Raw genomic sequence first — 25582 nt, 5'->3', positions numbered from 1 at the left:
GCCCGACCGGAGTTCCGGTCGGGCCCCGCCGGGTGTGGGTCAGGCCTTGATGGTGAGCCAGGCGCCGAGGCCGTTGCAGCCGCGGGCGTCGTAGCTGGTGCTGCGGTAGCCGGCCGGGATCGGCGAGTAGGGGCAGGTCCAGATGCCGTTGCGGACCAGTTCGTGGAACCAGGCGCCGACGCCGCTGCACCCCTGGGGGTTGTAGTTGGTCAGGACGTAGCCGGAGACGATCGGCGAGCCGGAGCAGGTCCACAGGCGGTTCTGGGCGGGCGCCTGGAACCAGGCGCCGTGGTTGTTGCAGCCGCTGGAGTTGAACATGGTGATGACGTAGCCGTCCGGGACGGGCGTTCCGGGGCAGGTCCAGCCGCCCACCGAGGCGGTTGCCGCGGGGGCGGCCGGGGTGGCGGCGGTGGCGGTTCCGGCCGCCGTGCCGGTGAGGGCGGCGGCGAGGAGCGCGACGACGGCCGCCGCTCTTCCCGCGTGGGTCCACAGCTGACGGAGGATTCTGGTCACGGCGCACCGGTCCGATCGGTAGCCCCGGCGGTTGCGGCCGGCCGGGGAGAGGGGAACAACGGGGATGCGTGGCACCGTAGTGGCGCGGTCGGACCTGGGGGAATACGGGATTCGAAAGATCGTCGAACTTGACTGGAAAACGATCTCCCGCCGCTCGGCTGCCCCGCCGCTCGGCCGTGGGGCCCTGCTGGCGGAGATGACGAAAGGCTGACGGACCGGTGCCGGGCCTCGCGCCGGCCGGGCTCGGGCTGGTGCAATCGGGGGCGTGGACAGAACAGGCGAAGAAGGCAGGGGCACCCCGGTGGGGCGGCGGGTGGTGCTCGGGCTGCTCGGGCTCGGGGCCGTCGGGGTGGCGGCGGGGCCGTACCTGCAACGGGCCGAGTCGGGGTTGGCCGAACGGGACCCGAGCGGACTGAGCGGGCTGCTGCCGGGCAACAACGGATTCCGGTACTACTCGGTGGTGTCGTCCGTCCCGGAGCGGAGCGTGGCGGACTACACGCTCAGCGTCGACGGGATGGTGGAGCGGCCCGCGACGTTCCGCCTGCCGGACCTGCGGGCGATGCCGCAGCGGCGGCTCGTGCGGGACGTGCAGTGCGTGACCGGGTGGCGGGTGCCGGACACCCCGTTCGAGGGGGTGCCGCTCGCGCACCTGCTGGACGCCGCGGGCGTGCGGCCGGGGGCCGGGGCCGTCCGGTTCAGCTGCTTCGACGGCGCGTACACCGAGAGCCTGACGCTGGCGCAGGCCCGACGGGACGACGTGCTGGTCGCGCTGCGGATGCAGGACAACCCCATCTCCCACACCCACGGCGGCCCGGTGCGGCTGTACGTCGCGCCGATGTACTTCTACAAGTCCGCCAAGTGGCTCTCCGGGATCACCGTGACCGGCTCGGTGGAGCCGGGCTACTGGGAGCGCAACGGGTACGACGTCGACGCCTGGGTCGGCCGGTCGAACGGACGTGACGATGCGCCCACCGGCTGAACTCCTGCTGCGCTTCACCCGGGCCGAGCGCTGGGTGCACCGGACGACCGCCGCGCTGACCGGCGTCTGCCTGGCCACGGCGGCCTGCCTCTACCTCGCCCCGCTCGCCGAACTGGTCGGCAACCGGCGGCTGGTGGTGACGGTGCACGTGTGGTGCGGCCTCGCGCTGCCCGTGCCGCTGCTGCTCGGGCTCGCCTCGCGGGCGCTGCGCGCGGACGCCGCCCGGCTGAGCCGCTTCACCCCGGCGGACTGGGACTGGCTGCGCGCCGTCCGGCGCCGCACCCCGCACCGGCCGGCGGGCAAGTTCAACGCCGGGCAGAAGCTCTACGCGCAGTGGACGCTCGGCTCGATGCTGGTGATCGTCGGCACCGGGCTGTTGATGTGGCTGCCCCGCCTAGCCCCGCCCTCCTGGCGGACCGGGGCGACCTTCGTCCACGACTGGCTGGCCGCCGCCATCGCCGTCGTGGTGGTCGGACACGTCCGGATGGCCTGGCGGGATCCGCAGGCGCGGCTCGGGATGCGGACCGGGCTGGTGGAGCGCCGGTGGGCCGAGCGCGAGCACCCGCAGTGGCGGCCGGTGGGCCGGGAGTAGGCGGCCGGTCGGACGTCTTGTCGCGGCCCGGGGCATGTGGCAGGCTCGGCCGGGACGCCTCGAAGGGTGCCGCCGGGGCACCCCTGACCGTGGGGCCAAGAGGCGGTTGGGCGACAGCCGCACGCGTGGTGCACGACCGGCATCCTGCAAGGCTCCTTGGACCCCGGCGCCAATCTTCCTCCTCGCCGCCCTGTCGATCTCGATCGCGGGCGGCCTTCCGGCCTCCCTGCCGTCCGAGCGGCGCTGCAGCCGCACCGCCGTCCCGGGGATCGCGCCGGGGGCGGTGCGGCCGTGGCCGTCCGGAGCAGCGGTCGTGTGCGCCTCACCGCTTGTGCAGGGCGAGGAAGCGGCGGCCGTGTGAGGTCCAGCGTTCCGCTTCGACCAGCCCGGCGGCGGCGTGGGCCCGCCTGAGGGCGGCGGCCGTGCCGAGCCGGGCCCAGGGGAAGGCCGGCCCGAGTCGGCCGTCCGGGCCCTCGACCTGGACGGTGACCTGCTCGTCCACCTCCACGGGCTCCACCTCGACCAGCAACAGCCCGTCCGGCGCGATGAGTTCGGCGCCCCGCTGGAGCAGGGCGTCCGGGTCGCCGCCGATGCCGAGGTTGCCGTCGGCGAGGAGCGCGGCGCCCCAGCGGCCCTCGGCGGGCAGCCGGTCGAAGACCGAGCGGCAGAGCGCCGGGCCGCCCAGTCCGACCGTGCGGGCGACGGCCGCCCTGGTCACATCGACGCCTAGGGCCGGGACGCCGAGGGCGAGCAGCGCGGCGACCAGCCGCCCGGGCCCGCAGCCGAGGTCGAGGACGGGCGCGGAACGGCGGGCGCAGCGCCGGAGCAGGCTGTGGTCGGCGCCGGCCGCCGGGGCGCACCAGCGTTCGATTTCCAGCCGGAGGCGGTGGCCGTCCTCGCGGCGCAGCCAGAGCGGGCCGCGCCCGGTGCGGACGGCGTCGGCGAACGGGTCGTCCACCCAGGCGGTGGTGGTCGTCAACTCGCCACCTCCGGCTTCAGGCCGACCGTCACCAGCTGGGCGGCGAAACGGCTGTCCGGGGCCTCGGCGGCGACGCGGCGGGCATCCTCGACGGTGTCCACATCGGTGAGTGATGGAAGCTGATGGATCGTCAAGTCGGCTGCGGCGAGGCGTTCCAGGAGTGTCGCGCCGGTCCTCGCGGTGGACATCGGCACGCCGTGCAGCAGGCGCGCGGCCAGTTCGGCGGTCGGCCGGGCCAGGCCCAGCGCCCAGAAGCCGCCGTCCGCCGCCGGGCCGTACCAGGCGTCCGTGCCCGCCCGCCGTGCGGCCGACAGCGGCTCGGCCAGCGCGGCGGCGCTCAGCTGCGGTGTGTCCATCCCGACCAGCAGCGCCGGGGCGCGCGGGGCCACCCGGGCCGCGTGCGCGAAGGCGGCGGCCAGCCGTTCGTCCAGCCCGCCGCCGGTCTGCGCGACGACCTCCCAGCCGGGGGGCAGCCAGCCGCCCGGTTCGCCGTCCAGGACGAGCACGCGCCGCCCGGCCGGCATCGTGCCCAGGGTGTGCAGGGTGTCGGCGAGGGCGGCCTCGGCCAGGGCGGCGGCCTGTTCGGGGGTGCACGGCGGGGTGAGCCGGGTCTTCACCCGGCCGGGGACGGGCGACTTGGCGATCACCAGCAGGGTCGGCGGGGGCGCGGCCAGCACGGCCCGCATGTCGCGGACGGCCTGGCGGGTGCCGCGCAGGGTGCCGGTGACCTTGGAGCGGCCCGCGCGCGGCAGGTAGTCGACGGGGGTCTCGGTGATCCGCAGCCCGGCGGCCGAGGCGGCGAGCACCATCTCCAGCGGGTAGCCGGACCGCCGGTCGCCGAGCCCCAGGGCCAGCAGCTGTTCCCGGCGGGCGGCCCGCATCGGGCCGAGGTCGTGCAGCGGCGCGCCGGTGCGGGCGCGCAGCCGTCGGGCCAGGACGGTGTTGGCCAGGCGGGCGTGCAGCGGCCACGCCCCGGCGGTGGCCGGGCGGCGGCGGCCCAGCACCAGGTCGGCGGAGCCGGCCAGCACCGGGCCGGTGACCAGCGGGAGCTGGGCGGGATCGAGGGAGCCGTCGCAGTCCAGGAAGCAGACCAGGTCGGCGGTGGCGGCGCGCAGCCCGGCGTGGCAGGCGGCGCCGAACCCGCGCCGGGGCTCCTCGACCACCGTCGCGCCGAGCGAGCGGGCGAGGTCGGCGGAGCCGTCCCGGGAGCCGTTGTCGACGACGACGGCCCGCCAGCCGTCCGGGATCCGCCCCAGCACCCAGGGCAGCGCGGCGGCCTCGTCGAGGCAGGGCAGCACGACGTCGACGGGGGAGACGGGGGAGGTGGGTGAGGTCACCCGGCCACGCTAAGTGCGGGACGGCGGGGTGCGGCGGCGGCGCAGCCTTACGGAAGTCGGACGCCTCGGCGGCTGACCCGTCCGGCGGATCGGGTCGGGCAGGCCGGGTGGACCGGGTGGGCCGGGGCGGGCCGGGGCGGGCGACGGGTGGGCGGCGGGTGGGCGGCGGATCTTACGGAACGCGAACGCGGGCCCGCTTCCGTCCGCGTCCGCCGCCGAGGCCTCCTATCCTCGGCGAGGTGAACGACACCTCGCACATCCTGGTGATCGACGACGACCCGACCGTGGCCGAGGTCGTCGCCGGTTACCTCACCCGCGCCGGGCACCACGTGGACCGGGCCGCCGACGGTGCGCTCGGCCTGGACCTCGCCGAGCGCACCCGCCCAGACCTGCTGGTGCTGGACCTCATGCTGCCCGGCCTTGACGGGCTGGAGGTGCTGCGCCGGCTGCGGGCCTCCGCCGGGGGCGCCGCGCTGCCGGTGGTGCTGCTCACCGCCAAGGGCGACGAGGCGGACCGCATCCTCGGCTTGGAGCTGGGCGCGGACGACTACGTCACCAAGCCGTTCAGCCCGCGCGAACTGGTGCTGCGGGTGCAGTCGGTGCTGCGCCGCGCCCGGGCGGGGAGCGGGGCCGCCGACGGGCCGGGTGACGGGACGGCCGACGGGCCGGTCGGCGGGGTGCTGCGCTCGGGGGACGTCACGCTCGACCCGAAGGCCCGCCGTGCCCACCGGGGCGCGCGCGAACTCGCCCTCACCCTGCGGGAGTTCGACCTGCTGGCGTTCCTGCTCCGGCACCCCGGCACGGTGTTCTCCCGGCAGAGCCTGATGCGGCGGGTCTGGGGCTGGGACTTCGGCGACCTCTCCACCGTCACCGTCCACGTCCGGCGGCTGCGCGAGAAGATCGAGGACGACCCGGCCGTGCCCGCCCTGATCAGCACCGTCTGGGGCGTCGGCTACCGCTACGATCCGGCGCCTCACGATTCGGCCCGCTCCATGCCGAACCACCCGCAGGGCGGTGCGGAGTGAAGGACCTGCTGCTGATCGCCCTGTTCGCCGCCCTCGGCGCGGGCGGGGCCGGTCTGCTCGGCTGGGCGGCGATCCGGCTGCTGCGCCGCCGCTCCGTCGCCCTGTCCCTGTTCTGCGTGGCGGTCGTGACCGTCCTCGCGGTGACGTCCGGGACGTTCGCCGTGGCGCAGGCGATGTTCCTGTCCACCCACGACCTCGGCGTGGTCATCACGGTGCTCGGCATGGCCGCCGTCGTCTCGCTGCTCACCGCCGCGCTGCTCGGCCGCCAGGTGGTGGCCGGCAGCCGGGCGCTGACCGAGGCCGTCCGGACGGTCGGCAGCGACGCCGGGTTCACCGCGCCCGACCATCCGCTCGGCGCGGAACTCGCCGCGCTGAGCGAGGAGTTGGCCGCCACCAGTGCCCGGCTGGCGGAGTCCAGGGCGCGCGAGCAGGCCCTGGAGCACTCCCGCCGGGAGCTGGTCGCGTGGATCTCGCACGACCTGCGCACCCCGCTGGCCGGCCTGCGGGCGATGGCCGAGGCGCTGGAGGACGGCGTCGCCGAGGACCCCGACCGCTACCTGGTGCGGATCGGCACCGAGGTCGAACGGCTCACCGGCATGGTGGACGACCTGTTCGAGCTCTCCCGGATCCAGGCGGGCGCGCTCGCCCTCTCGCTCACCAGGGTCTCGGTGTACGACCTGGTGGACGACGCGCTCGCCGGGGCGTACCCGCTGGCCCGGCGGCGCGGCGTCCGGTTGGAGGGGCGGCAGGTGGCCGACGAGCCGGCGGCGGCCGAGCCGGTCGAGGTGGACAGCGGGGAGATCACCCGGGTGCTCGGCAACCTGCTGGTCAACGCGATCCGCTCGACCCCCGCGGACGGCGTGGTGGCCGTCGCCGCCCGGCGGGAGGCCGACGAGGTGGTGCTGTCGGTGACCGACGGCTGCGGCGGCATCCCGGAACAGGACCTGCCCCGGGTGTTCGAGACGGGCTGGCGCGGCGGCTCCGCCCGCACGCCGCGCCGCGACGACGGCCGGGCCGCCGGCGAGCCCGGCGAGAGCGGTGCCGGGCTCGGGCTCGCCATCGTGCGCGGCATCGTCGAGGCGCACGCCGGGCGGGCGGAGGTGCGCAACGTCGCCGGGGGCTGCTGCTTCGAGATCGCCCTGCCCGCGCCGCGCGCCGAGGCTCGCTAGGGTCTGTCCGGCGTCGCGGGCCCGGCACCGCGCGCCCGGAGGGAATGACGAGGCAGGTCCCGGGGTCCGCGTTTCGAGCGCGCGGCCTACTCGGCCTACTCGGCCACGGCCTCGCGCAGCCGCTTCTTGTCCGGCTTGCCGACCGACGTCAGCGGGATCTCGTCCACGAGGTGCAGGGCCTCCGGCGCGTAGATCCGCCCCTTGCGGGCCGTGACGAACGCCTGGACGTCCGCCAACTCGGGCTGCTGCCCCGGAGCGGGAACGACGGCGACGTGGACGTGCTCCGCCTCCTGCGCGTCGCGCACGCCGAAGACCGCGCAGCGGGCGATCGCCGGGTGGGTGAGGAGGAGGTCCTCGACCTCGGACGGGTAGACGTGCCCGCCGACCACGATGATCAGGTCCTTGACCCGGTCGGCCAGGTAGAGGTAGCCGTCCGCGTCGAAGTAGCCGACGTCGCCGGAGTTCAGCCAGCCGTCGCGCAGCACCTCGGCGGTCAGGTCGGGCCGCTTCCAGTACCCGGCCATGAGGCCGGCCGATCGGATGTGGACCTCGCCCTGCTCTCCGGTCGGCAGCCCGGTGCCGTCCTCGGCGCGGATCTCCACGTCGACGCCCGGGAGGGGCCGGCCGACCGAGACCTGGCCGCCCTGCGCGATCCGGTCGTGCCCCTCCGGGGTGAGGAAGGAGATCAGCTGCGCCTCGGACATCCCGTAGATGCCCACCAGGACCGGCCCGAACACCTTGAGCGCCTCGCGGATCCGGGTCGGCGAGGCGGCGCAGCCCCCGTACATGATCTGCCGGAGGCTGGACAGGTCGGTGCGGCCGATCGCCGGGTGGTCGAGCAGCTGGTAGAGCAGCGGCGGCAGCGCCCAGAGGCTGGTGATGCGCTCGCGCTCGACGGCGGCCAGGACCTCGCCGGGGTCGAAGGTGCGCTGGAGGACCACCGTGCCGCCGTGGTGGAGCGTCAGGTCGGAGAAGATCCCGGCGAGGTGGGCGAGCGAGGTGGCGGCGAGGAAGCGGGGCGCCTCGTCGGCCGTGCCGGCGGAGCCGAACGAGGTGTCGAAGACGCCGCGGTAGGGGCCGTGCAGGCTGACGATGCCCTTCGGGATCCCGGTGGTACCGCCGGTGTGGCGGATGCCGAGGTCGTCGTCCGGGCCGATCCGGACGGCGGGCGGCTCGGCGGGGCGGTTCGCGGCGGCGGCGATCACGTCCTCGCCGACGGCCGCCGGTCCGGCGCCGAGGCGCAGGACCGTCGGCACGTCGATCAGGGGCAGCAACTCGGCGGCCTCCGCGTACCGTTCGGCGTCCACGAGGAGGACGGTGGCGTCGACGCTTGCCGCGACCTCGGCCAGGACCGGGGTGCTCATGCCGTCGTACAGGGTGACCACCCGCGCACCTGCGAGGCCCGCGGCGTAGCGGGCGCCGAGTGCCTCGGCGGTGTTGCCGGTGAGGAGGGTGACGGTGTCCCCGCGGGTGACGCCCCGGGCGATGAGCTCGTGGGCGAGGCGGTAGGTGGCGGCGGCGAAGTCGCCGGCGGTGATCTCGACGCCGTCGGCGGTGACGATGGCCCGCCGGCCGGGGTCGGCGGAGAGGGACCGGAGGATCAGGGCGGGTGCGCTGACGAATTCCTGGTCGTTCACGGCCACATCTCCCTTGTAGTTTGCAACCATGCCGCCAGGCTAGCCCCATCCTCCGCTCTTCACCGGCGAGTTCCGGCCGACATCGGACGGGCAGTCAGGTGCGGCGCCGGACCGCGGCGCCGCCGCGAACTCGGCCATCCCGGCGGAGAACGGCACCTGCGGGCGCCAGCCGAGTTCGGCGCGCAGCCGGGAGGAGTCGGCGGTGATGTGCCGGACGTCGCCCAGGCGGTACTCGCCGGTCACCAGCGGTGCCGGGCCGCCGTACGCCGCCGCCAGCGCCCCGGCCAGCTCGCCGATCGTGCGGACCTCGCCGCTGCCCACGTTGTAGGCGCGGGAGCTGCCCGGCGCGCGGGCGGCAAGGGCCTCCAGTGTGGCGAGGTTGGCCGCGGCGACGTCCTCGACGTGGACGAAGTCCCGGCGCTGGCCGCCGTCCTCGAACACCCGGGGGGCCTCGCCCCGGGCGAGCGCCGAGCGGAACAGCGAGGCGACCCCCGCGTACGGGGTGTCGCGCGGCATATCCGGCCCGTACACGTTGTGGTAGCGGAGCGTCAGGACGGCGCCCTGGCTGGCCCGGGCCCACACGGAGGCCAAGTGCTCCTGGGCGAGTTTGGTGGCCGCGTACACGCTGCGCGGGTCGGCCGGGGCGTCCTCGGCGACCAGGCCGGGGCTCAGGGCGCGGCCGCAGGCCGGGCAGGGCGGCTCGAAGCGCCCGGCCTCCAGATCGGCCGGGCGGCGCGGGCCCGGGGCGACGTCGCCGTGCGCGGGGCAGCGGTAGCGGCCCTCCCCGTACACCACCATCGAGCCGGCCAGGACGAGGCGGCGGACACCGGCGCGGGCCATCGCGGCGAGCAGGACGGCCGTGCCGAGGTCGTTGCAGCCCGCGTAGGCGGGGGCGTCGTCGAGGTCCAGCCCGAGGCCGACCATCGCCGCCTGGTGGCAGACCGCGTCCACCCCGGCCAGCGCCCGCCGCACGGCGGCGGCGTCCCGGACGTCCCCCTGCTCGAAGGCCACGCCCCCGGGCAGTTCGGGGGCCCGCCCCGGGGGGTGGACGGCGGGCAGCAGTGCGTCCAGCACCCGCACCCCGTGCCCGGCCGCGACCAGCGCGCGGACCACGGCCGACCCGATGAACCCGGCTCCGCCGGTGACCAGAATCTCCATGCCGCCGACGCTAGCCGCGCGGGGCGGCGGATCGGGCGTGGACGGACCGGCCGTCAGGGATCGGTAATCCTCCCGGCGTAACCGGCGTAACCGGCGTAACCGGCGTAACCGGTGTGACCGGCCTGGCCGGTGTCACGGTTGATCGCCGCCCGATCCGATCCGGCGTTCAACTGGCGTTCGCCGGAAGAACCTTCGCCGGTGGCCCGGGCGCCTGGTTCGGCTGGGACTCTCCTGGGCGTTTCCCGGAGCCTTGGAGGCGACAGTGTCACATCCCTCGCGCAGAACGGTCCTTCGGACGGGTACCGCGGCCGGTGCGCTGGCCGCGCTGCCCGCGTCCACCCTCCTCTGGACGCAGCCGGCCCTGGCGGGCACCCCCGGACCGGAGCAGATCCACCTCCAGTGGGGCAACGAGCCGTCCCGCGAGATGACCGTCTCCTGGGCGACGGCCGCCACCGTGCGCCGCCCCCGGGTGCGGATCGGCACCCCGCGCGGCGGCGCCGGCCACACCGTGGACGCCGAGACCCGCACCTACGTCGACGGGCTCAACAAGGTCGAGACGTACACCCACCACGTCCGCCTGGACGGCCTGCGGCCCGACACCACGTACGTCTACGAGGTGCTGCACGACGGCTCCGGCCCGGTGCGCGGCACCTTCCGCACCGCGCCCGCGCGCGGCCGGGCCGCGTTCCGTTTCACCAGCTTCGGCGATCTCGGCACCGGCGACAACGTGTTCAGCAAGTCCTCGATCCACGGCGCCGCCGCCGTCCGCCAGGTCGAGCAGTTCGCGCCGCTGTTCCACCTGCTCAACGGCGACCTCGCGTACGCCAACAACAACCCGCAGCGCCAGCCGCAGTGCTGGAACGCGTTCATGAACAACCTCGCCAAGTCGGCCGCCGGCCGGCCCTGGATGCCCGCGCCCGGCAACCACGAGGTCGAGGCCGGCGGCGGGGACCTCGGCTACGCCTCCTATCTGACGCGCTTCGAACTGCCCGACAACGGCACCCGCGACTACTGCGGCAACTGGTACAGCTTCCAGGTCGGTTCGGTGCTGTTCGTGAGCCTCGACGGCAACGAGATCGCCGTCGAGGACGACGCCAGCCTCGACCCGGCCACCGGCCAGTCCATCTACATCAGCGACTACAGCGAGGGCGCCCAACTCCGCTGGCTGGAACGCACCTTGGCGCGCGCCCGGCGCGGCCGCGCGGTGGACTGGGTCGTCGTCAACCTGCACCAGTTCGCGATGTCCTCCTCGGCCGCCAGCCACGGCGGCGACATGGGCATCCGCGAGAAGCTGCTGCCGCTGCTCGACCGTTACTCCGTCGACCTCGTCCTGGCCGGGCACGACCACGACTACGAGCGCACCCACCCCGTCCGCGGCACCGAGCCGGGCGGCCTGCTCACCCCGGCCGTCGCCGACGACGACCTGCGTCGGATCGACACCTCGCAGGGCACCGTCCACCTGATCCTCGGCGGCGGCGGCACCGCCGGCCACGACGACGTCTACCTGCCCGCCGACGCGGACGGCGTCCGCCAGGCCTCCGTGCGCACCCAGCGGCTCACCTTCAAGGCCGACCCGGACGCGAAGGAGCAGGCCCACTGGTCCGCGGTCACCGACCCGGACACCGCCTTCCCATACGGCGTCGCGGTCTTCGACGTCGACCCCGGGCCGGTGCCGGGCGGCCGCACCACCATCACCGTCAGCTACTACCACTCCCCGTCCGCCACCGCGGCCAACCCGTTCCCGACGCCGGTGCTCTTCGACCGCTTCACCCTGTACCGCGACCGCAGCGACGGCTGGGGCGACCGGGACCGGAACGACGACCGGCGCGACGACCGGAACGAGGACCAGGGCGAGGACCAGGGCGAGGGCGAGCGCACCGGCTCCGAGGTCGGCGCCGGGCGCCGGTGACGCCTCGCGTCCTTGAGGGGCCCGCCGCGTGGAGGGCGCGGCGGGCCCGGGGGTGCCTTGTACCGCACCCGGGTGCGGCGGACAATCCGCAGTTCGTCGTAGGACAGGCCGTGGAGCAGTAGGCAAGACTGGCGTATGGCATGTCCATGTCTATTGCAGGCAGTTCGGATCAGCCGCTCGGATCAACAGCACGTGCCACTCGCACTCCCAAACCATCAGAAGGTTGGAAGCGATGCACCTCCGTGCCACGACCCGCAAACTCCTCCTCACCGGCCTGGCGCTCGCCTTCGGAGCCGCCCCGCTGCTGGCGGTCCCGGCCCAGGCCACCACCGCGTCCGCCGTCGCACTCGCACCGGTGAGCGCGGCCGCGTCCGTCGCGCGGCCGAGTGCCCCGATCGCGGTCTCGACCGCCCTCTTCGCGCTCGCCCCCGATCGCGGCGCCGTCTTCAACTGGAACGGCGCCACCTGGACCCAGGTCGGCGGCCCGGCCGCCACCATCGTCTCCGGCGGTGGCGGTCTGGTCGCCACCAGCCCGGCCACCGGCGACCTCTACGCGTACAACTGGAGCCCCGACAACTGGACGAGGATCGGCGGTCCGGGTGCCCAGTTCGCCGTGGACGGCGGCGGACACGTCTTCGGGCTCAGCCCGGACCGCAGCGGCGTGTACCAGTGGCAGGGCGGTGCCACCTGGACCCAGATCGGGGGTCCGGCCGGCAGCATCGTCGCCGGCGGCAACACCCTGATCGCCACCAACCCCACCAGCGGTGACGTCTTCCGCTACGGCGGGGCGCCCAACAGCTGGTCGCGGATCGGCGGCCCCGGCGCCCAGTTCGCCGTCGACGACGCGGGCGGTGTGTACGGGCTCACCCCGGACCGCGGTGGCGTGTTCCAGTGGCAGGGCGGCGCCACCTGGGCCCAGGCCGGTGGCCCGGCCGGCAGCATCGTGGCCGGCGGCGGCCGCACCCTGCTGGCCACCGACCCGACCAGTGGCGACGTCTTCCGCTACGGCGGGGCGCCCAACAGCTGGTCGCGGATCGGCGGCCCCGGCGCGGAGTTCAGCATCGACGGCGCCGGCACCGTGTACGGGCTCAGCCCGGACCGCAGCGGCGTCTTCAAGTGGCTGGGCGGCACCAACTGGGCCCAGGTCGGCGGCCCGGCCGCCTGGCTCGCCGCGTCCTGAGCGTGTCCTGAGCTCGCGGTGCCGTGAGCTCGCCGTGCCGTGAGCTCGCGGTGCCGTGAGCTCGCCGTGGCCTGAACCCCGAACACTGTGCCGCCCCGGGCCCGTCGCGCGTACCGCGCGGCGGGCCCTTCGTCCGTTCAGGCGGCCCTGGGGAGGGCGGCCGAGCGGGCGCTGGTCCATGTGGGCCGCGCGGTGACGGAGGGTCGTCGCGGCGGGCCGGTCCGGTGTGACGGTCGGTCGGGCGGCGGGTTGGGCCGTTGGCGATGCCGGGTCACCGCCGCCGCTGGGCCGTCGGGCGGCGGGTCGCCGTCGTGGCTGGGCTGTCCGTGCGACGGGTGCCCGCCCCGGCGCGCGGGCCACTGGCGGGGCGGTTAGCGTCGGCCGCAACACGGTTTCAGTTATGGGAGGTTGGCAGTGCAGCGGTGGATCATTGTGACGGCCCTCACCACGGCCCTCGGCGGGCTCACGGTACCGGCCCTGGCCGCCGACCCGGCGCCGGCCGCGGCTTCGGCGGCCGCTCCGGCCCGGGTGCGGGACGGGGACGCGGCCCCCACGGGCGTCACTCTCGGTGAGGCCCGGATCGACTCGAAGGTCCCCGGCCGGGTCCGGGTCGACGTCGAGTACGTCTGCGGGGTCGCGGAGGAGGCCCGGTCGCTCACCGTCTCGGTCGAGCAGCGGGACCCGGAGGACACCTCCTCGACGGCCTTCGGCTCCAGCCGGACGGCCGAGGCGGACGTGATCTGCGACGGGACGGCGCGGCAGCGGCAGCTCGTCGTCCAGTCCAAGACGGTCAACTGGATCCCGGGCGCGGACGCCGTCCTGATCGCCACGGTCTCCGACCTCGGCGCCACCCCGCCCGCGTCCTCGGATGCCCGGCGGGTCCCGCTCTTCAGTTCCTGATGCGGTCGCGGGCCCGGGCCGTGGCCGCCGTGCTCCTCGGCGCCGCCCTCGCCGCCTGCTCCGTCAGCGTGGGCGGCCCGGACGCAGGCCCGGATTCGGGTCCGGACTCGGGCTCGACCTCAGGCCCGGGGTCGAGCGGGTCCGCTCCGGCGACTCCGGCTGCCCCGGCCGCCTCGCCGTCCTCGGCCACCGCTCCCGCCCCGGGGGCGGTGGTCATCAGGGACTTCGTGTTCGAGCCGGCGAACTTCACCGTCCGCCCGGGCGCCGTCGTCAGGGTCCGCAACGCCGACACCGTCGACCACACCCTCACCGCCCAGGACCGCAGTTTCGACACCGGCACCATCGCCCCGGGCGCGTCCGCGACCTTCACCGCGCCGGCCCGGCCGGGCGCCTCCTCGTACCTGTGCACCCTCCACCACTTCATGCGGGGGATCCTGACGGTGTCCTGAGCCGACCGGTCCGTCGGCCGCGCGGGTGCCGGGTGCGGCTGCTCCTGAATCGCAAGCCCACAGGTGAACGGGGCTGCTGCTATCCGCTGCCATGTTCTACAGTTCTGTAGAACATGGAGAACAGCGAACGGGGGCACGGCATGGACAGGCCGCTTCGACTGCCGCAGCAGGATCGGGCCGATTTCGAGACGGAGCTGGGGAGGGCGCTGGCCGGGTCGCAGGTGCGGGCGGCCCTGCGGGCCGTGGGGGACGAGGGGCCGGGGGTGGAGCGGTTGCGGCGGTGCGCCCGGGAGAACGCGGAGTTCGTGCTGGCGGCGGCGGCGCCCGAGTACGAGCGGTACGCGGCGCTGCGGGCGGACCAGGACGCGGTGGCGCGGCTGCCGGTGGACGAGCCGGGGCGGCAGCGGGTGTCCGGGTGGTGGGGGGTGCTGGGGGTGATCGTGCCGATCATCGCCGGGGTGGCGGCCACGATCCTCCTGCTGCTCGGGTACGCGCTGGGGCTGGCGGACGACGCCGAGGTGCTGGGGCACGCGCTGGTGGGCGCCGGGTGGGTGGCGGCCGGGGTGGCCGCGGTGAGCCTGCTGGTGGGCGGGCTGGGGCTGTTGGGCGCGGCCTCGCGGTCGAGGTCGGCGGAGTCCGGCGGGGAGGCCGGCGTCCTGGGGGAGCTGGGGCTGGCGCGGGACGCCTGGCGGTCGGCGCTGGCGGAGCGCGGCCTGGTGCCGTTCCTGCTGGCGCAGGCGGGTGCGGGGGCGCCCGGCCGGCGCCGCTGACGCCGCCGGCTCAGTCGTGGCGGGTGCGGGCGGCGTCGACGAGGAGGTGGGCGGCGTCGAGCGGGATGCCGAGTCGGCGGGCGATCCACGGGGCCGGGCGGCCGGCCCGGGCGAGCATCCAGGCGGAGTACAACTGGCCCAGCTGCGGGGCCTGGTGGGCGAGCAGGAGCGGGCGCACGGCGTCCATCGGGAAGTCTTCGAGGGCGCGGGCGCTGTACTCGCGGCCGTTGGGGCCGGGCGGGGGTAGCGGGAGCGGGCGGCGGGTGTCGAGCCAGCGCCCGAGCAGCACCGCGCCGACAGCCAGGAGGCCGGAGCCTGAGGCGCCGATCAGGATGGCGTTGATGACCGGGCGGTCCTCCTCCTCGGCCAGGCCGAGGGCGAGTTCCTCGGCGACGAGGAGGGCGAGGACGGTGAGCAGCACCGCGGCTTCGGCGGGGCGCGGGTAGGGCCGGGACGTCGTCATGGGATACCTCTCCTCGGCAGGTGAGACCGGGGCGGGTGAAGGGGCCGTGGACGGCGGTGGCGGCAGGGCCGACTTGGGTGACGTGGCGTCAGGAAAACTTGACGGGACGTCAGAAAGCCTGTGCGACGGGTGTGTTCACCGTCTCGACCGCGCTCACCGTCTGCCGGAGGCGGACCGGGGCATGCGGGGGTGGGGGCGGGTGGTGCGGCCCGCACTGCTGCTGTCCATGCGTCTCGCCTCCTTCCGGTCGGGCGCGCCATGCTGGTGCGTTCGTCGACGGGGCAAGGGGGGCCATCCTCGGACTTCGGGACAGCATAGCCCGGCCCTCACGCCAACTTCGACACCCTTGTCGAAGTTGGCGCCGGTGCGAGGGCCCGCCGTTGGACGATCGACCAGGTGGGGCCGGGTGCGGCTGGTGTGCGGGCCCACTCGTGCCCGACCGGTCGCCGCCGCTTCAATCGCCGTACCGAAGGAACGGGACCGGCCGGGGGCGATGGAGCGACATGGATCTGAACACGGTGGCCGAGCTGTGCGACGCCCGCCGGGGAGGCACCTGGCGGCCCGGGGACGCCTGGCTCGGCGGCGGGACGTACCTGTTCTCCGAGCCGCAGCCGCACATCCGCCGGCTGATCGACCTCGGTCGGATGGGCTGGGAGCCGCTCACCCCGACCCCGGACGGCGGCCTGGAGATCGCCGCGACCTGCACGGTCGCCCAGCTCTCCCGCCACCTCAAGCCCGCCGCCTGGACGGCGGCGCCGCTGTTCGAGCAGTGCTGCCGGGCGTTCCTGGCCTCCTGGAAGATCTGGAACATGGCCACCGTCGGCGGCAACCTGTGCAACGGCCTGCCCGCCGGTCCGATGATCTCGCTGACCGCCGCCCTGGACGGGCTCTGCCTGCTGCGGGCCCCGTCGGGGGAGCAACGCCGCGTCCCGGTGGCGGAGTTCGTCACCGGCGCCGGCGTCAAGGACCTGCGGCCGGGTGAGCTGCTGCGCTCGATCACCCTGTCGGGCCGGGCGCTGGCCGCCCGGACGGCGTTCCGCCAGGCCTCGCTGTACGGGCTGGGCCGCTCCGGCGTGCTGCTGATCGGCACCCTCGACCCGGTGGACGGATCGCTGACCATCACCGTCACCGCCGCCACCGTCCGTCCGATCCGGCTCTGGTTCCCGCCGGGGCCGAACGCGGCCGCCGTCGAGGAGGCGGTCCGAGACGGCATCCGGCCCGAGGAGTACGTCGACGACATCCACGGGCTGCCCGCCTGGCGGCGGCACCTGACCTTCCGGTTCGCCGAGCAGATCCGCCGCGAACTGGACCCCGCCCGGCCGGCCCCGCCGAGTACGGCCGGACCGGGCCTGGCCGGCCCGGACCTGGTTGGACCGGGCCTGGCCGAGGAGGCCGCCGCATGAGCTTCTCGATCCGCGTCAACGAACGGGACTTCGACGCCGAGCCCCGCCCGGGCCAGTGCCTGCGCACCTACCTGCGCGAGCGCGGCTGGTTCGGGGTGAAGAAGGGCTGCGACGCCGGCGACTGCGGCGCCTGCACCGTGCAGGTGGACGGCACCCCGGTGCACAGCTGCCTCTACCCGGCGGCGCGCGCCGAGGGGCGGTGCGTCACCACGGTGGAGGGCCTGGCCAAGGACGGCGAACTGCACCCGATGCAGCAGCGGTTCCTGGACGCCCAGGGCTTCCAGTGCGGCTTCTGCACGGCCGGCTTCCTGATGACCGCCAGTGCCCTCGACGAGGAGCAACTCGCCGACCTCCCCAGGTCGTTGAAGGGCAATCTGTGCCGCTGCACCGGCTACCGGGCGATCGAGGACGCGATCCGCGGCGTCCGGCACACCGAGGAGCCCGAGGCCGGCCGCGCCGTCGGCCGCAGCCTCGGCGCGCCCGCCGGGCCGCAGGTCGTCACCGGCACCGCCCGCTACACCTTCGACGTGGAGGTGCCGGGGCTGCTGCACCTGAAGCTGCTGCGCTCCCCGCACCCGCACGCCCGGATCGTCGCCATCGACACCGCGGCCGCGCTGCGCGTGCCCGGCGTGCACGCGGTGTTCACCCACCACGACGCGCCCGAGCGGCTGTACTCCTCGGCCCGGCACGAGCACCCGACCGAGGACCCGGACGACACCCGGCTGCTGGACGACGTGGTCCGCTTCGTCGGCCAGCGGGTCGCCGCGGTGGTCGCCGACAGCGAGGCGGCCGCCGAGGAGGGCTGCCGCCGGATCGCCGTCGAGTACGAGCAACTCCCGTACGTTCTGGACCCGGAGGAGGCGATGGCACCCGGCGCGCCGGTGCTGCACGCCAAGGGGCCGCAGGCCCGGATCGCCCGGCCGGAGAACAACGTGTGCGGCGAGGTGCACGGCGAGATCGGCAGCGTGGAGCAGGGCTTCGCCGAGGCCGACGCGGTCTACCAGGAGACCTTCCGCACCCAGCGGGTGCAGCACGCCAGCCTGGAGACGCACGGCTGCGTCGTCTCCTTCGAGGAGCGGGAGGACGGCGCCGGCGAGCGGCTGGTGGTGCGCTCCAGCACCCAGGTGCCGTTCCTCACCCGGCGCGCGCTCTGCGCCCTGTTCGACCTGCCGGAGGAGGAGGCCCGGGTGGTGGCGGGCCGGGTCGGCGGCGGCTTCGGAGGAAAGCAGGAGATGCTGACCGAGGACATCGCGGTGCTGGCGGCGCTGCGGCTGCGCCGGCCGGTGAAGCTGGAGTTCACCCGGGCCGAGCAGTTCTACGGCGCCACCACCCGGCACCCGTTCACGATCACCGTCAAGGCGGGCGCGAAGGCGGACGGCACGCTCACGGCGCTCAGCTTCCGGGTGGTGTCCAACACCGGCGCGTACGGCAACCACGGCCCGGCGGTGATGTTCCACAGCGTCGGCGAGTCGATGGGCGTCTACCGGGTGCCGCACAAGAAGGTCGAGGCGTACTCGGTGTACACCAACTGCGTGCCGGCCGGCGCCTTCCGGGGCTACGGGCTCGGGCAGGTGACCTTCGCGGTGGAGTCGGCGATGGACGAACTGGCCCGCCGGCTGGGCATCGACCCGCTGGAGTTCCGCGAGCGCAACGTCATCGGCCCCGGCGAACACCTGCTCAGCCCCGGCGGCGAGGAGGAGGACCTGCACATCGCCAGCTACGGCCTCGACCAGTGCCTGCAAGTCGTCCGCGACGCGCTCGCGAACGACCGCAGCGCGGCGGACGCCCCCGAGGGCTGGCTGGTCGGGCAGGGCTTCGCCATGGCGATGATCGCCACCGGCCCGCCCGGCGGGCACTTCGCCGACGCCGCCGTCGCCCTGCTGGAGGACGGCAGCTACGACGTCGCCGTCGGGACGGCCGAGTTCGGCAACGGCACGACCACCGTGCACCAGCAGATCACCGCGGGCGCGCTCGGCACCACCGTCGACCGGATCGCGATCCGGCAGTCCGACACCGACGTCGTCCGGCACGACACCGGCGCCTTCGGCTCGGCGGGGACGGTGGTCGCGGGCAAGGCGGTGATGCGGGCCGCGAACGCGCTCGCCGAACGGCTGACCGACTTCGCCGCCGAGTACGCACGGACCCCGCGCAGCCTGGTCCGGCTCGGCGCCGAGGCCGTCGACTGCGACGGGCGCGGCATCCCGCTGAAGGAACTGCACGCGGCGGCGCGCGAACGCGGCGTCGACCTCGTCGGCACCGGGCACTGGGGCGGCTCGCCGCGCTCGGTGGCGTTCAACTCGCAGTGGTTCCGCCTCGCCGTCGACCCGGACACCGGGGAGATCCGGATCCTGCGCAGCGTGCACGGCGCCGACGCCGGGCGGGTGATGAACCCGATGCAGTGCCGCGGGCAGGTCGAGGGCGGGGTCGCCCAGGCGCTCGGCGCGACGCTGTTCGAACGGGTGCTGCTGGGCGACCGGGGCGAGGTCACCACGGCCGCCTTCCGCCGCTACCGCCTGCCCGCGTACGCCGACGTGCCGCGCACCGAGGTGCACTTCTCGACCACCTCGGACGCGATCGGCCCGCTCGGCGCCAAGTCGATGAGCGAGAGCTCGTTCAACCCGGTCGCCCCCGCCTTCGCCAACGCCCTGCGCGACGCCACCGGTATCCGCTTCACCGACCCGCCGTTCCTGCGCGACCAGGTCTGGCAGGCGCTCGCCGACCGGCGGGAGTGACGTTCGGTCCCGACCTGGCTACCCTGGGTCGCGCTGTCGGACGCGCCCAGGGAGGCCGGATGGGACTCACCAGCCACAAGCTGCTGGCGCTGGTGGCACTGCTCGCGGTGTTCACGGTGCTCGGCACGCTCTGGGTCTGGCCCCGGCTGGCCGTCCGCAGCTGGCCCGCGGTGTTCCTGCGGCTCGGCACGATCGCCGTCACCCAGTTCACCCTGCTGGCCACCCTCGGGCTCGCCGTCAACGACGACTTCGTGTTCTACAGCAGCTGGTCCGACCTGTTCGGACGCGACCGCGGGACGGGCGTCATCCAGGCGGGCGGCTCGTCCGGAAGCCCGACCGGAAGCCCGTCCGTCGTTCCGACCGGCACCCCCAGCGGCACCCCGGCCGAAGTGCCCGCCGGGGTGCAGGTGCTCGGCACCGCCGAGATCACCGGCGCGGACGGGGCCGACCGCAGCCCGGCCACCATCGGGCGGCTCGACCGGGTCCGGCTGCCCGGCACCACCACCGGGCTCAGCACCGACGGGTACGTCTACCTGCCGCCGCAGTACTTCCGGCCCGGCGCCGAGGCCCGGCACTTCCCGGCCGCCCTGGTGATGACCGGCTTCCCGGGGGACGCCGCCAACCTGGTCACCAAGCTGCGCTACCCGGCGTACGAACTCGACCTGCTGCGCCGGGGGACGATGAAGCCGACCGTCCTGGTGCTGGTGCGCCCCTCTCCGTCGATGCCGCGCGACAGCGAGTGCGAGGACGTCCCGAACGGCCCGCAGGCCCAGCGCTACTTCACCACCGACGTGCCGGCCGACCTGCGCGCCTCCTACCGGGTGCTCGACGGCACCGGCAGCCTCGGCGTGATCGGCGACTCCACCGGGGGCTACTGCGCCGTCAAACTCGGCATGGTCCACCCGGAGACCTTCCCGGTGGCGGTCTCGCTGTCCGGCTACTTCAAGGCCGCCGAGGACGCGACCACCGGCGACCTCTTCGGCGGCAGCCAGCAGCGGCGCGACGAGGCCGACCTGAACTGGCGCCTCGCCCACCTGCCGATGCCCGCCCTCGCCGTCCTCCTCGCCGACAGCAAGGAGGACGGCCACGGCTACGCCGACTCCGTGGCCTTCGCCGCGGCCGCCCGCCCGCCGCTGGTGGTCGCCCAGGCCGTCGTGGAGACCGGCGGGCACAACTTCACCACCTGGACCAGGCTGCTCCCGCCGTCGCTGACCTGGTTGAGCGACCACCTGCACGACCCGCAGTGACGCCGGCCGCGCGCCGGCCGCCCCCTGGTGCTGACGGCCGGACGGCGGCCGAGAACGTCGGCGGGGTGGTCACTCCTGAGCCATTGTGTGGCAGGAGGGTTGTCTGGGGGCTCAACTTCAGGGTAGGCAAACCTAAGTGATTTCGGTTCGGGGGAGGACACGCGGAATGACTGTGACCGAGAACCCGACCGCCCGGGTCGACCGGCTCGCCATCGCCCTCGCGGACGGCACCCCGCTGCTCGCCCCGGTCAGCCTCGACCTGCGCCCCGGGCGCGTGCACGCCGTCACCGGCCCCTCCGGCGCGGGCAAGACCACCCTGCTGCACGCCCTCGCCGGCGCCCTGCCCCCGGGCGCCCGGGCCACCGGGCTGGTCACCGTCCTCGGCCAGGACGTCCTCGCCCTCGCCCCCGAACCACTGCGCCGGTTGCGCCGCCACCGGCTCGCCTTCCCCGGCGCCCTGTCCGGCGGCCGGCAGCGTCGCGTCGCCCTCGCCCGGGCCCTCGCCCGCCGCCCCGACCTGCTGCTCCTCGACGAACCCGGCGCCGGCCTCGACCCCGCGCTGCGGGACGAGATCGCCGACCTGCTGCGCGAACTCGCCCGCCGGCACGGCATCGCCGTCGCGCTCGCCAGCCACGACGCCGCCTTCGTCGCCCGCTGCGCCGACGAGGTGCTCGTCCTCACCCCGGCCCGGCCCGGGGCGGGCGGCGGCGCCATCCGGGCCGGCGCCGTCCGGGCCGGGGCGAGCCGCACGTCCGGACCGGTCGCGGCGCGCACCGCCGTCGGGCTGGCCGCGCTCGGCGTCGAAGCCCACGTCGGGTACGGGCGCGGGCGGCGCCGGATCCTCACCGGGGTCGACCTGCACCTCGCACCCGGCAGCTGCACCGGCATCGTCGGCCCCTCCGGCGCGGGCAAGACCACCCTCGCCCGGGTCCTCGCCGGGCTCCACCCGCCCACCGGCGGCACCCTCACCCTGGACGGCGCCCCGCTGGCCGGCTCGCACCACGCCCGTACCCGCGAGCAGCGCCGCCGCGTCCAACTCGTCCCGCAGAACCCGCTCGGCGCGCTCAACCCGGCCCGGACCGTCGGCGCCACCCTCACCCGGCCGCTGCGGCTGCACCACACCACCCCGCACGAGCAGTGCCCCGGCCGGGTCGCCGAACTGCTGGCCGCCGTCGGCCTCCCCGCCGACCTGGCCGCCCGGCACCCGCACGAGCTGTCCGGCGGCCAGCGTCAACGCGTCGCCATCGCCCGGGCGTTGGCGGCCGAACCGGACGTCCTGCTGTGCGACGAGGTGACCTCCGGGCTGGACGCCGACACGGCCGTGGGCATCATGACCCTGCTGGGCCGGCTGCGCGCCGAGCGCGGGGTGGCGCTGGCACTCATCGGCCACGACCCGCTGCTGGTGCGTGAACACGCGGACGCGGTGGTGCAGTTGGGGGCGTCGCCGGGTCGGGCCTTGACCAGGGGCCCTGGTCCGGCGCGCCCGGGCACGATGGCGCCCGCCGGCTCGGCGTGGGTGAGGTGACGCGTCGAGCCGGCGGGCGGGTTCGGGGGAGTTGCTGTCAGGGCCTGTCCGGCGAGATCCGCGGGACGGGACTAGGCACGCCCGAGCAGCGGGAGCGGTGCCCCGGTGCGGGCGGGGAGTTCGAGTCGGGTCAGCAGCGCGGAGGGCGACACCTCGACCACCCGGCAGCCCGCGCGGTGGCGGCAGTGCCGGGCCACCGAGCCGTGCCGCAGCCGGTCGAACCGGCGGCGGGTGGCGGCACCGAGGACCAGCAGGTCCTCCGGCCCGGTGACGGCGCCGACCAGGGCCGGCCCGGGCTCGGCCTTGACCACCAGCGGGTGGATGACCAGGCCGGCCGGGTAGCCGCCGTAGGCCTGCTCGAAGGCGATGTCCAGCCGCCGCCGGGCGGCGTGCTCCAGTTCGGACAGCGGGCGCAGGCCGTCGCGTTCGCCCGCGTTCCACGCGGCCACCGGCACCAGCACGGCCTCGCTGCGGGCCGCCTCGCCGACGGCGTGGTAGAGGGCGGCCAGACTGCTCAGTGATCCGCTCAGGCCGACGATCACTCGGGTGGTCCCGGTCATGGCCGTTCGCCTCCGTTTCTCCGGTCGGGTGTTCCCGGTTCCGTACTCCTTGGTTCGGATGATTCCAGTGAACCCCGGAACCGGGCCGTCCGTACCGCCGCTGATGGCTCCATGACGCCGGTCGCACACTTCTTGACGTCCTTCTGACAGCTCCGGCGTGCGGCGCGCGGTGCGCCGTGCGCCTCAGCCGAGGCCCGGCACGAACTGGATCAGCAGGTCGATCGCCTTGATGCCGAGGAACGGCAGGATCAGCCCGCCCAGCCCGTACACCCGCAGGTTGCGGCGGAGCAGGTCGGTGGCGGAGGCGGGCTGGTAGCGGACGCCGCGCAGGGCCAGCGGGATCAGCGCGACGATGATCAGCGCGTTGAAGATGATCGCGGAGGCGATCGCCGAGGTCGGGCTGTGCAGTTCCATGATGTTGAGGTGGTGCAGCCCGGGGTAGGCGTTCGCGAACATCGCGGGGATGATCGCGAAGAACTTGGCCACGTCGTTGGTGATCGAGAAGGTGGTCAACGCGCCACGGGTGATGAGGAGTTGCTTGCCGACCCGGATGATGTCGATCAGCTTCGCCGGGTTGGAGTCGAGGTCGACCATGTTGCCGGCCTCCTTGGCGGCCGGGGTGCCGGAGTTCATCGCGACCCCGACGTCGGCCTGGGCGAGCGCGGGGGCGTCGTTGGTGCCGTCGCCGGTCATCGCGACCATGTTCCCGGCGGCCTGCTCGCGGCGCAGGTGGGCGAGTTTGTCCTCGGGGGTGGCCTCGGCGAGGAAGTCGTCCACCCCGGCCTCGGCGGCGATGGCACGGGCGGTGAGCGGGTTGTCGCCGGTGACCATGACGGTGCGGATGCCCATCCTGCGCAGTTCGGCGAAGCGCTCGGCGATGCCCTCCTTCACCACGTCTTTGAGTTCGACCACGCCCAGCGCGCGGGCGCCGTGCCGGTCGTGGACGGCGACCAGCAGCGGGGTGCCGCCGGCCTCGGCGATCCGGTCCACCAGCGGCTTGGCCTCCATCGGCATCCGCCCGCCGGACTCCACCACCCAGCGGGCGACGGCGCCGGCGGCGCCCTTGCGGATCAGGCAGTTCGTCCCGTCGGGCCAGGTCAGGTCGACGCCGCTCATCCGGCTGTGCGCGGTGAACGGGACGGGCTGCTGCTCGCCGAGTTCGCCGGGGGCGCGGGGCGGCACCCAGTACTGACGGTTCGTCAGTTCGACGAGTGAGCGCCCCTCCGGGGTCTCGTCCGCGACGGAGGCCAACTGGGCGGCCTCGGCGAGCTGTTCGGTGCTCGCGCCGGGCAGCGGGTGCAGTGCGACGGCCCGGCGGTTGCCGTGGGTGATGGTGCCGGTCTTGTCGAGCAGCAGCACGTCGACGTCCCCGGCGGCCTCGACGGCCCGGCCGGACAGGGCGACGACGTTGCGCTGGACCAGCCGGTCCATCCCGGCGATGCCGATCGCGGACAGCAGCGCGCCGATGGTGGTCGGGATGAGCGCGACCATCAGGGCGACCAGCACCACGGTGGTCTGCGGCGCGTGCGCGTAGATCGCCATGGGCTGGAGCGAGACCACCGAGAGCAGGAAGACGATGGTGAGCGAGGCGAGCAGGATGTTGAGCGCGATCTCGTTCGGGGTCTTCTGCCGGTTGGCGCCCTCCACCAGGGCGATCATGCGGTCGACGAAGCTCTGCCCGGGCCGGGAGGTGACCCGGACGACCAGGTGGTCGGAGAGCACCCTGGTGCCGCCGGTGACGCCGGTGCGGTCGCCGCCGGACTCGCGGATCACCGGCGCGGACTCCCCGGTGATCGCCGACTCGTCGACGGAGGCCACCCCCTCGACCACCTCGCCGTCCTGCGGCACGACCTCGCCGGCCGGCACCAGCACCACGTCGTGCAGCATCAACTGCTCGGCGGGGATCACCTCGTGGCGGTGGTCGCGGGTGCCGACCCGCCAGTGCAGCAGCCGCCGGGCGGTCGTCCCGGCCTGGGTGCGGCGCAGCGACTCGGCCTGCGCCTTGCCCCGGCTCTCGGCGACGGCCTCGGCGAGGTTGGCGAACAGCACCGTCAGCCAGAGCCAGAAGCCGATCACCCAGGCGAACACGCTCGGGTGGATCACCGCGCTGAGCGTGGTGAGCGCGGAGCCGGTCTCCACCACGAGCATCACCGGGTTGCGCATCATGGTGCGCGGGTGGAGCTTGCGGACGGCGGCGGGCAGGGCCTCGGTGAGCTGGCGGCGGGTGATGAGCCGGCGGCGGCCGCCGTCCGGGCCGGTCGGCCGGTGGCTCGGGTGGTGCTGCGGTTGGTGCGGTCGGTCGTCCGGCCGGTCGTTCGGCCGGTCGTCCGGTCGGTCGTGCGGGGGTTGCTCGCGGACGCCCTCCGGGCGGCGGAACCAGTCGGTTCGGGGCGTGGTGGTGTCCGGGGGAGTGAGGGCCGAACGGCGCATCGTCTCGGAAGACCTTCCGGGCCGCCCCGGGCTGCGGGGCAACGGGGCGGCGGGCTCGGTGGCGGCGGGGACGGCGGCCAGCCCACCATCGGATCCGCGCCCGCCACACGCCTCTTGACGCGGGTTTGGCGTGTGGGCGGCCGTCCTTGACGGCTCCCTGACATCCGGACCGGGTGGGCGTTCGGTGGCTCGCATGGACGTTCGGGGGCGCGTGCGGCCGTACGGGTGACGGTCGTGGCGGCGGATGTCAGGAAGGCGTCAAGGACGCCCGGCGGAGCGTAGGCCACGCGTCAAGGCCCGGTGCGATCGGCGTCCGGTGGGCATCCACTGGAACCGAGGGCCGCACACAGCGGCCCGCCCGCCCGAGCCCGAGGAGCCTCCCGTGAGCAGCACGATCGCCACCGCCGTCGACCAGTCGCCGCGCCGCCTGGTCCGCCTGGTGCCCGCCGGTGTCCGGCAGGACCGACAGGAACGGCATGAGCTTCAGGACAGCCCCGAGCCGCCCGAACCGGCGCCCGCGCCCACGGTCGGCCACGACCGCGGCCGCCCGGCGCACTGCCGGATCGCGATGCAGTTCGAGGACTGACCCCGCCCACCGCGTGCCGCAACCCCGCCCCGCCCCGTA

23 protein-coding genes and 1 pseudogene are annotated in these 25582 nt (G+C 75.0%); 14 read left to right on the top strand and 10 right to left on the bottom strand.

Annotated features, from left to right (window positions below; genetic code table 11):
- Positions 1 to 39: 39 nt before the first annotated feature.
- Positions 40 to 513, bottom strand: coding sequence for a hypothetical protein (locus tag A6F73_RS40310; protein WP_244293291.1), 474 nt, complete (start codon positions 511 to 513; stop codon positions 40 to 42).
- Positions 514 to 778: 265 nt separating this feature from the next.
- Between A6F73_RS40310 and A6F73_RS04560 the strand changes: the two genes are divergently transcribed.
- Positions 779 to 1492, top strand: a complete 714-nt coding sequence (locus tag A6F73_RS04560; RefSeq protein WP_063346573.1) for a molybdopterin-dependent oxidoreductase — start codon at positions 779 to 781, stop codon at positions 1490 to 1492.
- Positions 1476 to 2084, top strand: a complete 609-nt coding sequence (locus tag A6F73_RS04555) for a cytochrome b/b6 domain-containing protein (protein WP_063346572.1) — start codon at positions 1476 to 1478, stop codon at positions 2082 to 2084. Before A6F73_RS04560 ends, A6F73_RS04555 begins: the two co-directional genes overlap by 17 nt.
- A gap of 322 nt (positions 2085 to 2406) precedes the next feature.
- Here the strand turns inward: A6F73_RS04555 and A6F73_RS04550 are convergent, their stop codons facing one another.
- The 3 genes and pseudogenes from A6F73_RS04550 to A6F73_RS42450 all read right to left on the bottom strand — a co-directional run.
- The gene (locus A6F73_RS04550) at positions 2407 to 3063 is read right to left on the bottom strand and encodes a class I SAM-dependent methyltransferase (RefSeq protein WP_063346571.1); all 657 of its coding nucleotides are present in this window, start codon (positions 3061 to 3063) and stop codon (positions 2407 to 2409) included.
- On the bottom strand, positions 3060 to 3587 hold the full coding sequence (locus tag A6F73_RS42455) for a DUF2064 domain-containing protein (protein WP_244293582.1): 528 nt from the start codon (positions 3585 to 3587) through the stop codon (positions 3060 to 3062). Before A6F73_RS42455 ends, A6F73_RS04550 begins: the two co-directional genes overlap by 4 nt.
- A 135-nt stretch (positions 3588 to 3722) precedes the next feature.
- A pseudogene (locus tag A6F73_RS42450) lies at positions 3723 to 4400 on the bottom strand (glycosyltransferase family 2 protein); the annotation flags it as partial.
- A 239-nt stretch (positions 4401 to 4639) separates the two neighbouring features.
- Between A6F73_RS42450 and A6F73_RS04540 the strand changes: the two are divergent.
- Both A6F73_RS04540 and A6F73_RS04535 read left to right on the top strand, forming a co-directional pair.
- The gene (locus tag A6F73_RS04540; RefSeq protein ID WP_244293290.1) at positions 4640 to 5425 is read left to right on the top strand and encodes a response regulator transcription factor; all 786 of its coding nucleotides are present in this window, start codon (positions 4640 to 4642) and stop codon (positions 5423 to 5425) included.
- Positions 5422 to 6594 carry a HAMP domain-containing sensor histidine kinase gene (locus tag A6F73_RS04535; protein ID WP_063346570.1) on the top strand — a complete coding sequence of 391 codons (1173 nt, stop codon included), beginning with the start codon at positions 5422 to 5424 and terminating at the stop codon, positions 6592 to 6594. The genes A6F73_RS04540 and A6F73_RS04535 overlap by 4 nt, the downstream gene beginning before the upstream one ends.
- 95 nt (positions 6595 to 6689) lie before the next feature.
- On the opposite strand, the gene A6F73_RS04530 is transcribed toward A6F73_RS04535, so the two are convergent.
- Both A6F73_RS04530 and A6F73_RS04525 read right to left on the bottom strand, forming a co-directional pair.
- A complete protein-coding gene (locus A6F73_RS04530; protein ID WP_244293289.1) occupies positions 6690 to 8231 on the bottom strand; it encodes an AMP-binding protein in 1542 nt (513 codons plus the stop codon).
- Positions 8232 to 8270: 39 nt separating this feature from the next.
- Positions 8271 to 9389 (bottom strand): NAD-dependent epimerase/dehydratase family protein, encoded by a 1119-nt coding sequence (locus A6F73_RS04525; protein WP_063346568.1) that lies wholly within the window; start codon positions 9387 to 9389, stop codon positions 8271 to 8273.
- A 262-nt stretch (positions 9390 to 9651) separates the two neighbouring features.
- On the opposite strand from A6F73_RS04525, the gene A6F73_RS04520 reads away from it, so the two are divergent.
- The 3 genes from A6F73_RS04520 (at position 9652) to A6F73_RS04510 (ending at position 13378) form a co-directional block, all read left to right on the top strand.
- Complete coding sequence (locus tag A6F73_RS04520) at positions 9652 to 11298, top strand: metallophosphoesterase family protein (protein ID WP_063346567.1); 1647 nt, start codon at positions 9652 to 9654, stop codon at positions 11296 to 11298.
- Positions 11299 to 11530: 232 nt separating this feature from the next.
- Entirely contained in the window at positions 11531 to 12478 is a 948-nt protein-coding gene (locus tag A6F73_RS04515; RefSeq protein WP_079135426.1) for a hypothetical protein, read from the top strand.
- 432 nt (positions 12479 to 12910) lie between these two features.
- Positions 12911 to 13378: a hypothetical protein gene (locus A6F73_RS04510; protein ID WP_063346566.1), complete on the top strand. Its 468-nt coding sequence runs from the start codon at positions 12911 to 12913 to the stop codon at positions 13376 to 13378.
- On the opposite strand, the gene A6F73_RS42835 is transcribed toward A6F73_RS04510, so the two are convergent.
- Complete coding sequence (locus A6F73_RS42835) at positions 13368 to 13595, bottom strand: hypothetical protein (RefSeq protein ID WP_244293288.1); 228 nt, start codon at positions 13593 to 13595, stop codon at positions 13368 to 13370. The genes A6F73_RS04510 and A6F73_RS42835 overlap by 11 nt on opposite strands.
- Positions 13596 to 13605: 10 nt before the next feature.
- On the opposite strand from A6F73_RS42835, the gene A6F73_RS42830 reads away from it, so the two are divergent.
- Both A6F73_RS42830 and A6F73_RS04500 read left to right on the top strand, forming a co-directional pair.
- A complete protein-coding gene (locus tag A6F73_RS42830; protein ID WP_244293287.1) occupies positions 13606 to 13827 on the top strand; it encodes a cupredoxin domain-containing protein in 222 nt (73 codons plus the stop codon).
- Between the two features lie 113 nt (positions 13828 to 13940).
- The gene (locus A6F73_RS04500; RefSeq protein ID WP_159398352.1) at positions 13941 to 14597 is read left to right on the top strand and encodes a hypothetical protein; all 657 of its coding nucleotides are present in this window, start codon (positions 13941 to 13943) and stop codon (positions 14595 to 14597) included.
- A gap of 10 nt (positions 14598 to 14607) precedes the next feature.
- On the opposite strand, the gene A6F73_RS04495 is transcribed toward A6F73_RS04500, so the two are convergent.
- Entirely contained in the window at positions 14608 to 15060 is a 453-nt protein-coding gene (locus A6F73_RS04495; protein ID WP_063346563.1) for a hypothetical protein, read from the bottom strand.
- A 503-nt stretch (positions 15061 to 15563) separates the two neighbouring features.
- Here A6F73_RS04495 and A6F73_RS04490 point away from each other — a divergent pair.
- From A6F73_RS04490 to A6F73_RS43880, 4 genes are all read left to right on the top strand, one after another.
- Entirely contained in the window at positions 15564 to 16463 is a 900-nt protein-coding gene (locus tag A6F73_RS04490) for an FAD binding domain-containing protein (RefSeq protein WP_079135425.1), read from the top strand.
- A complete protein-coding gene (locus tag A6F73_RS04485) occupies positions 16460 to 19195 on the top strand; it encodes a molybdopterin-dependent oxidoreductase (RefSeq protein ID WP_063346562.1) in 2736 nt (911 codons plus the stop codon). The genes A6F73_RS04490 and A6F73_RS04485 overlap by 4 nt, the downstream gene beginning before the upstream one ends.
- 59 nt (positions 19196 to 19254) lie before the next feature.
- A complete protein-coding gene (locus A6F73_RS04480) occupies positions 19255 to 20442 on the top strand; it encodes an alpha/beta hydrolase-fold protein (RefSeq protein ID WP_063346561.1) in 1188 nt (395 codons plus the stop codon).
- Between the two features lie 166 nt (positions 20443 to 20608).
- On the top strand, positions 20609 to 21967 hold the full coding sequence (locus tag A6F73_RS43880) for an ATP-binding cassette domain-containing protein (RefSeq protein ID WP_063346560.1): 1359 nt from the start codon (positions 20609 to 20611) through the stop codon (positions 21965 to 21967).
- Positions 21968 to 22038: 71 nt separating this feature from the next.
- On the opposite strand, the gene A6F73_RS04470 is transcribed toward A6F73_RS43880, so the two are convergent.
- Both A6F73_RS04470 and kdpB read right to left on the bottom strand, forming a co-directional pair.
- On the bottom strand, positions 22039 to 22527 hold the full coding sequence (locus tag A6F73_RS04470; protein ID WP_063346559.1) for a universal stress protein: 489 nt from the start codon (positions 22525 to 22527) through the stop codon (positions 22039 to 22041).
- Positions 22528 to 22710: 183 nt separating this feature from the next.
- Positions 22711 to 24957, bottom strand: a complete 2247-nt coding sequence (kdpB, locus tag A6F73_RS04465; RefSeq protein ID WP_079135424.1) for a potassium-transporting ATPase subunit KdpB — start codon at positions 24955 to 24957, stop codon at positions 22711 to 22713.
- 382 nt (positions 24958 to 25339) lie between these two features.
- Here kdpB and A6F73_RS04460 point away from each other — a divergent pair, with 382 nt between their 5' ends.
- Positions 25340 to 25543, top strand: coding sequence for a hypothetical protein (locus tag A6F73_RS04460; RefSeq protein WP_063346558.1), 204 nt, complete (start codon positions 25340 to 25342; stop codon positions 25541 to 25543).
- Positions 25544 to 25582: the final 39 nt, after the last annotated feature.

It is taken from the genome of Streptomyces sp. MJM8645 (assembly GCF_001625365.1).
In the GTDB taxonomy this organism is placed as follows: domain Bacteria; phylum Actinomycetota; class Actinomycetes; order Streptomycetales; family Streptomycetaceae; genus Kitasatospora.
This window is presented reverse-complemented; position numbering and strand designations above follow the sequence as displayed.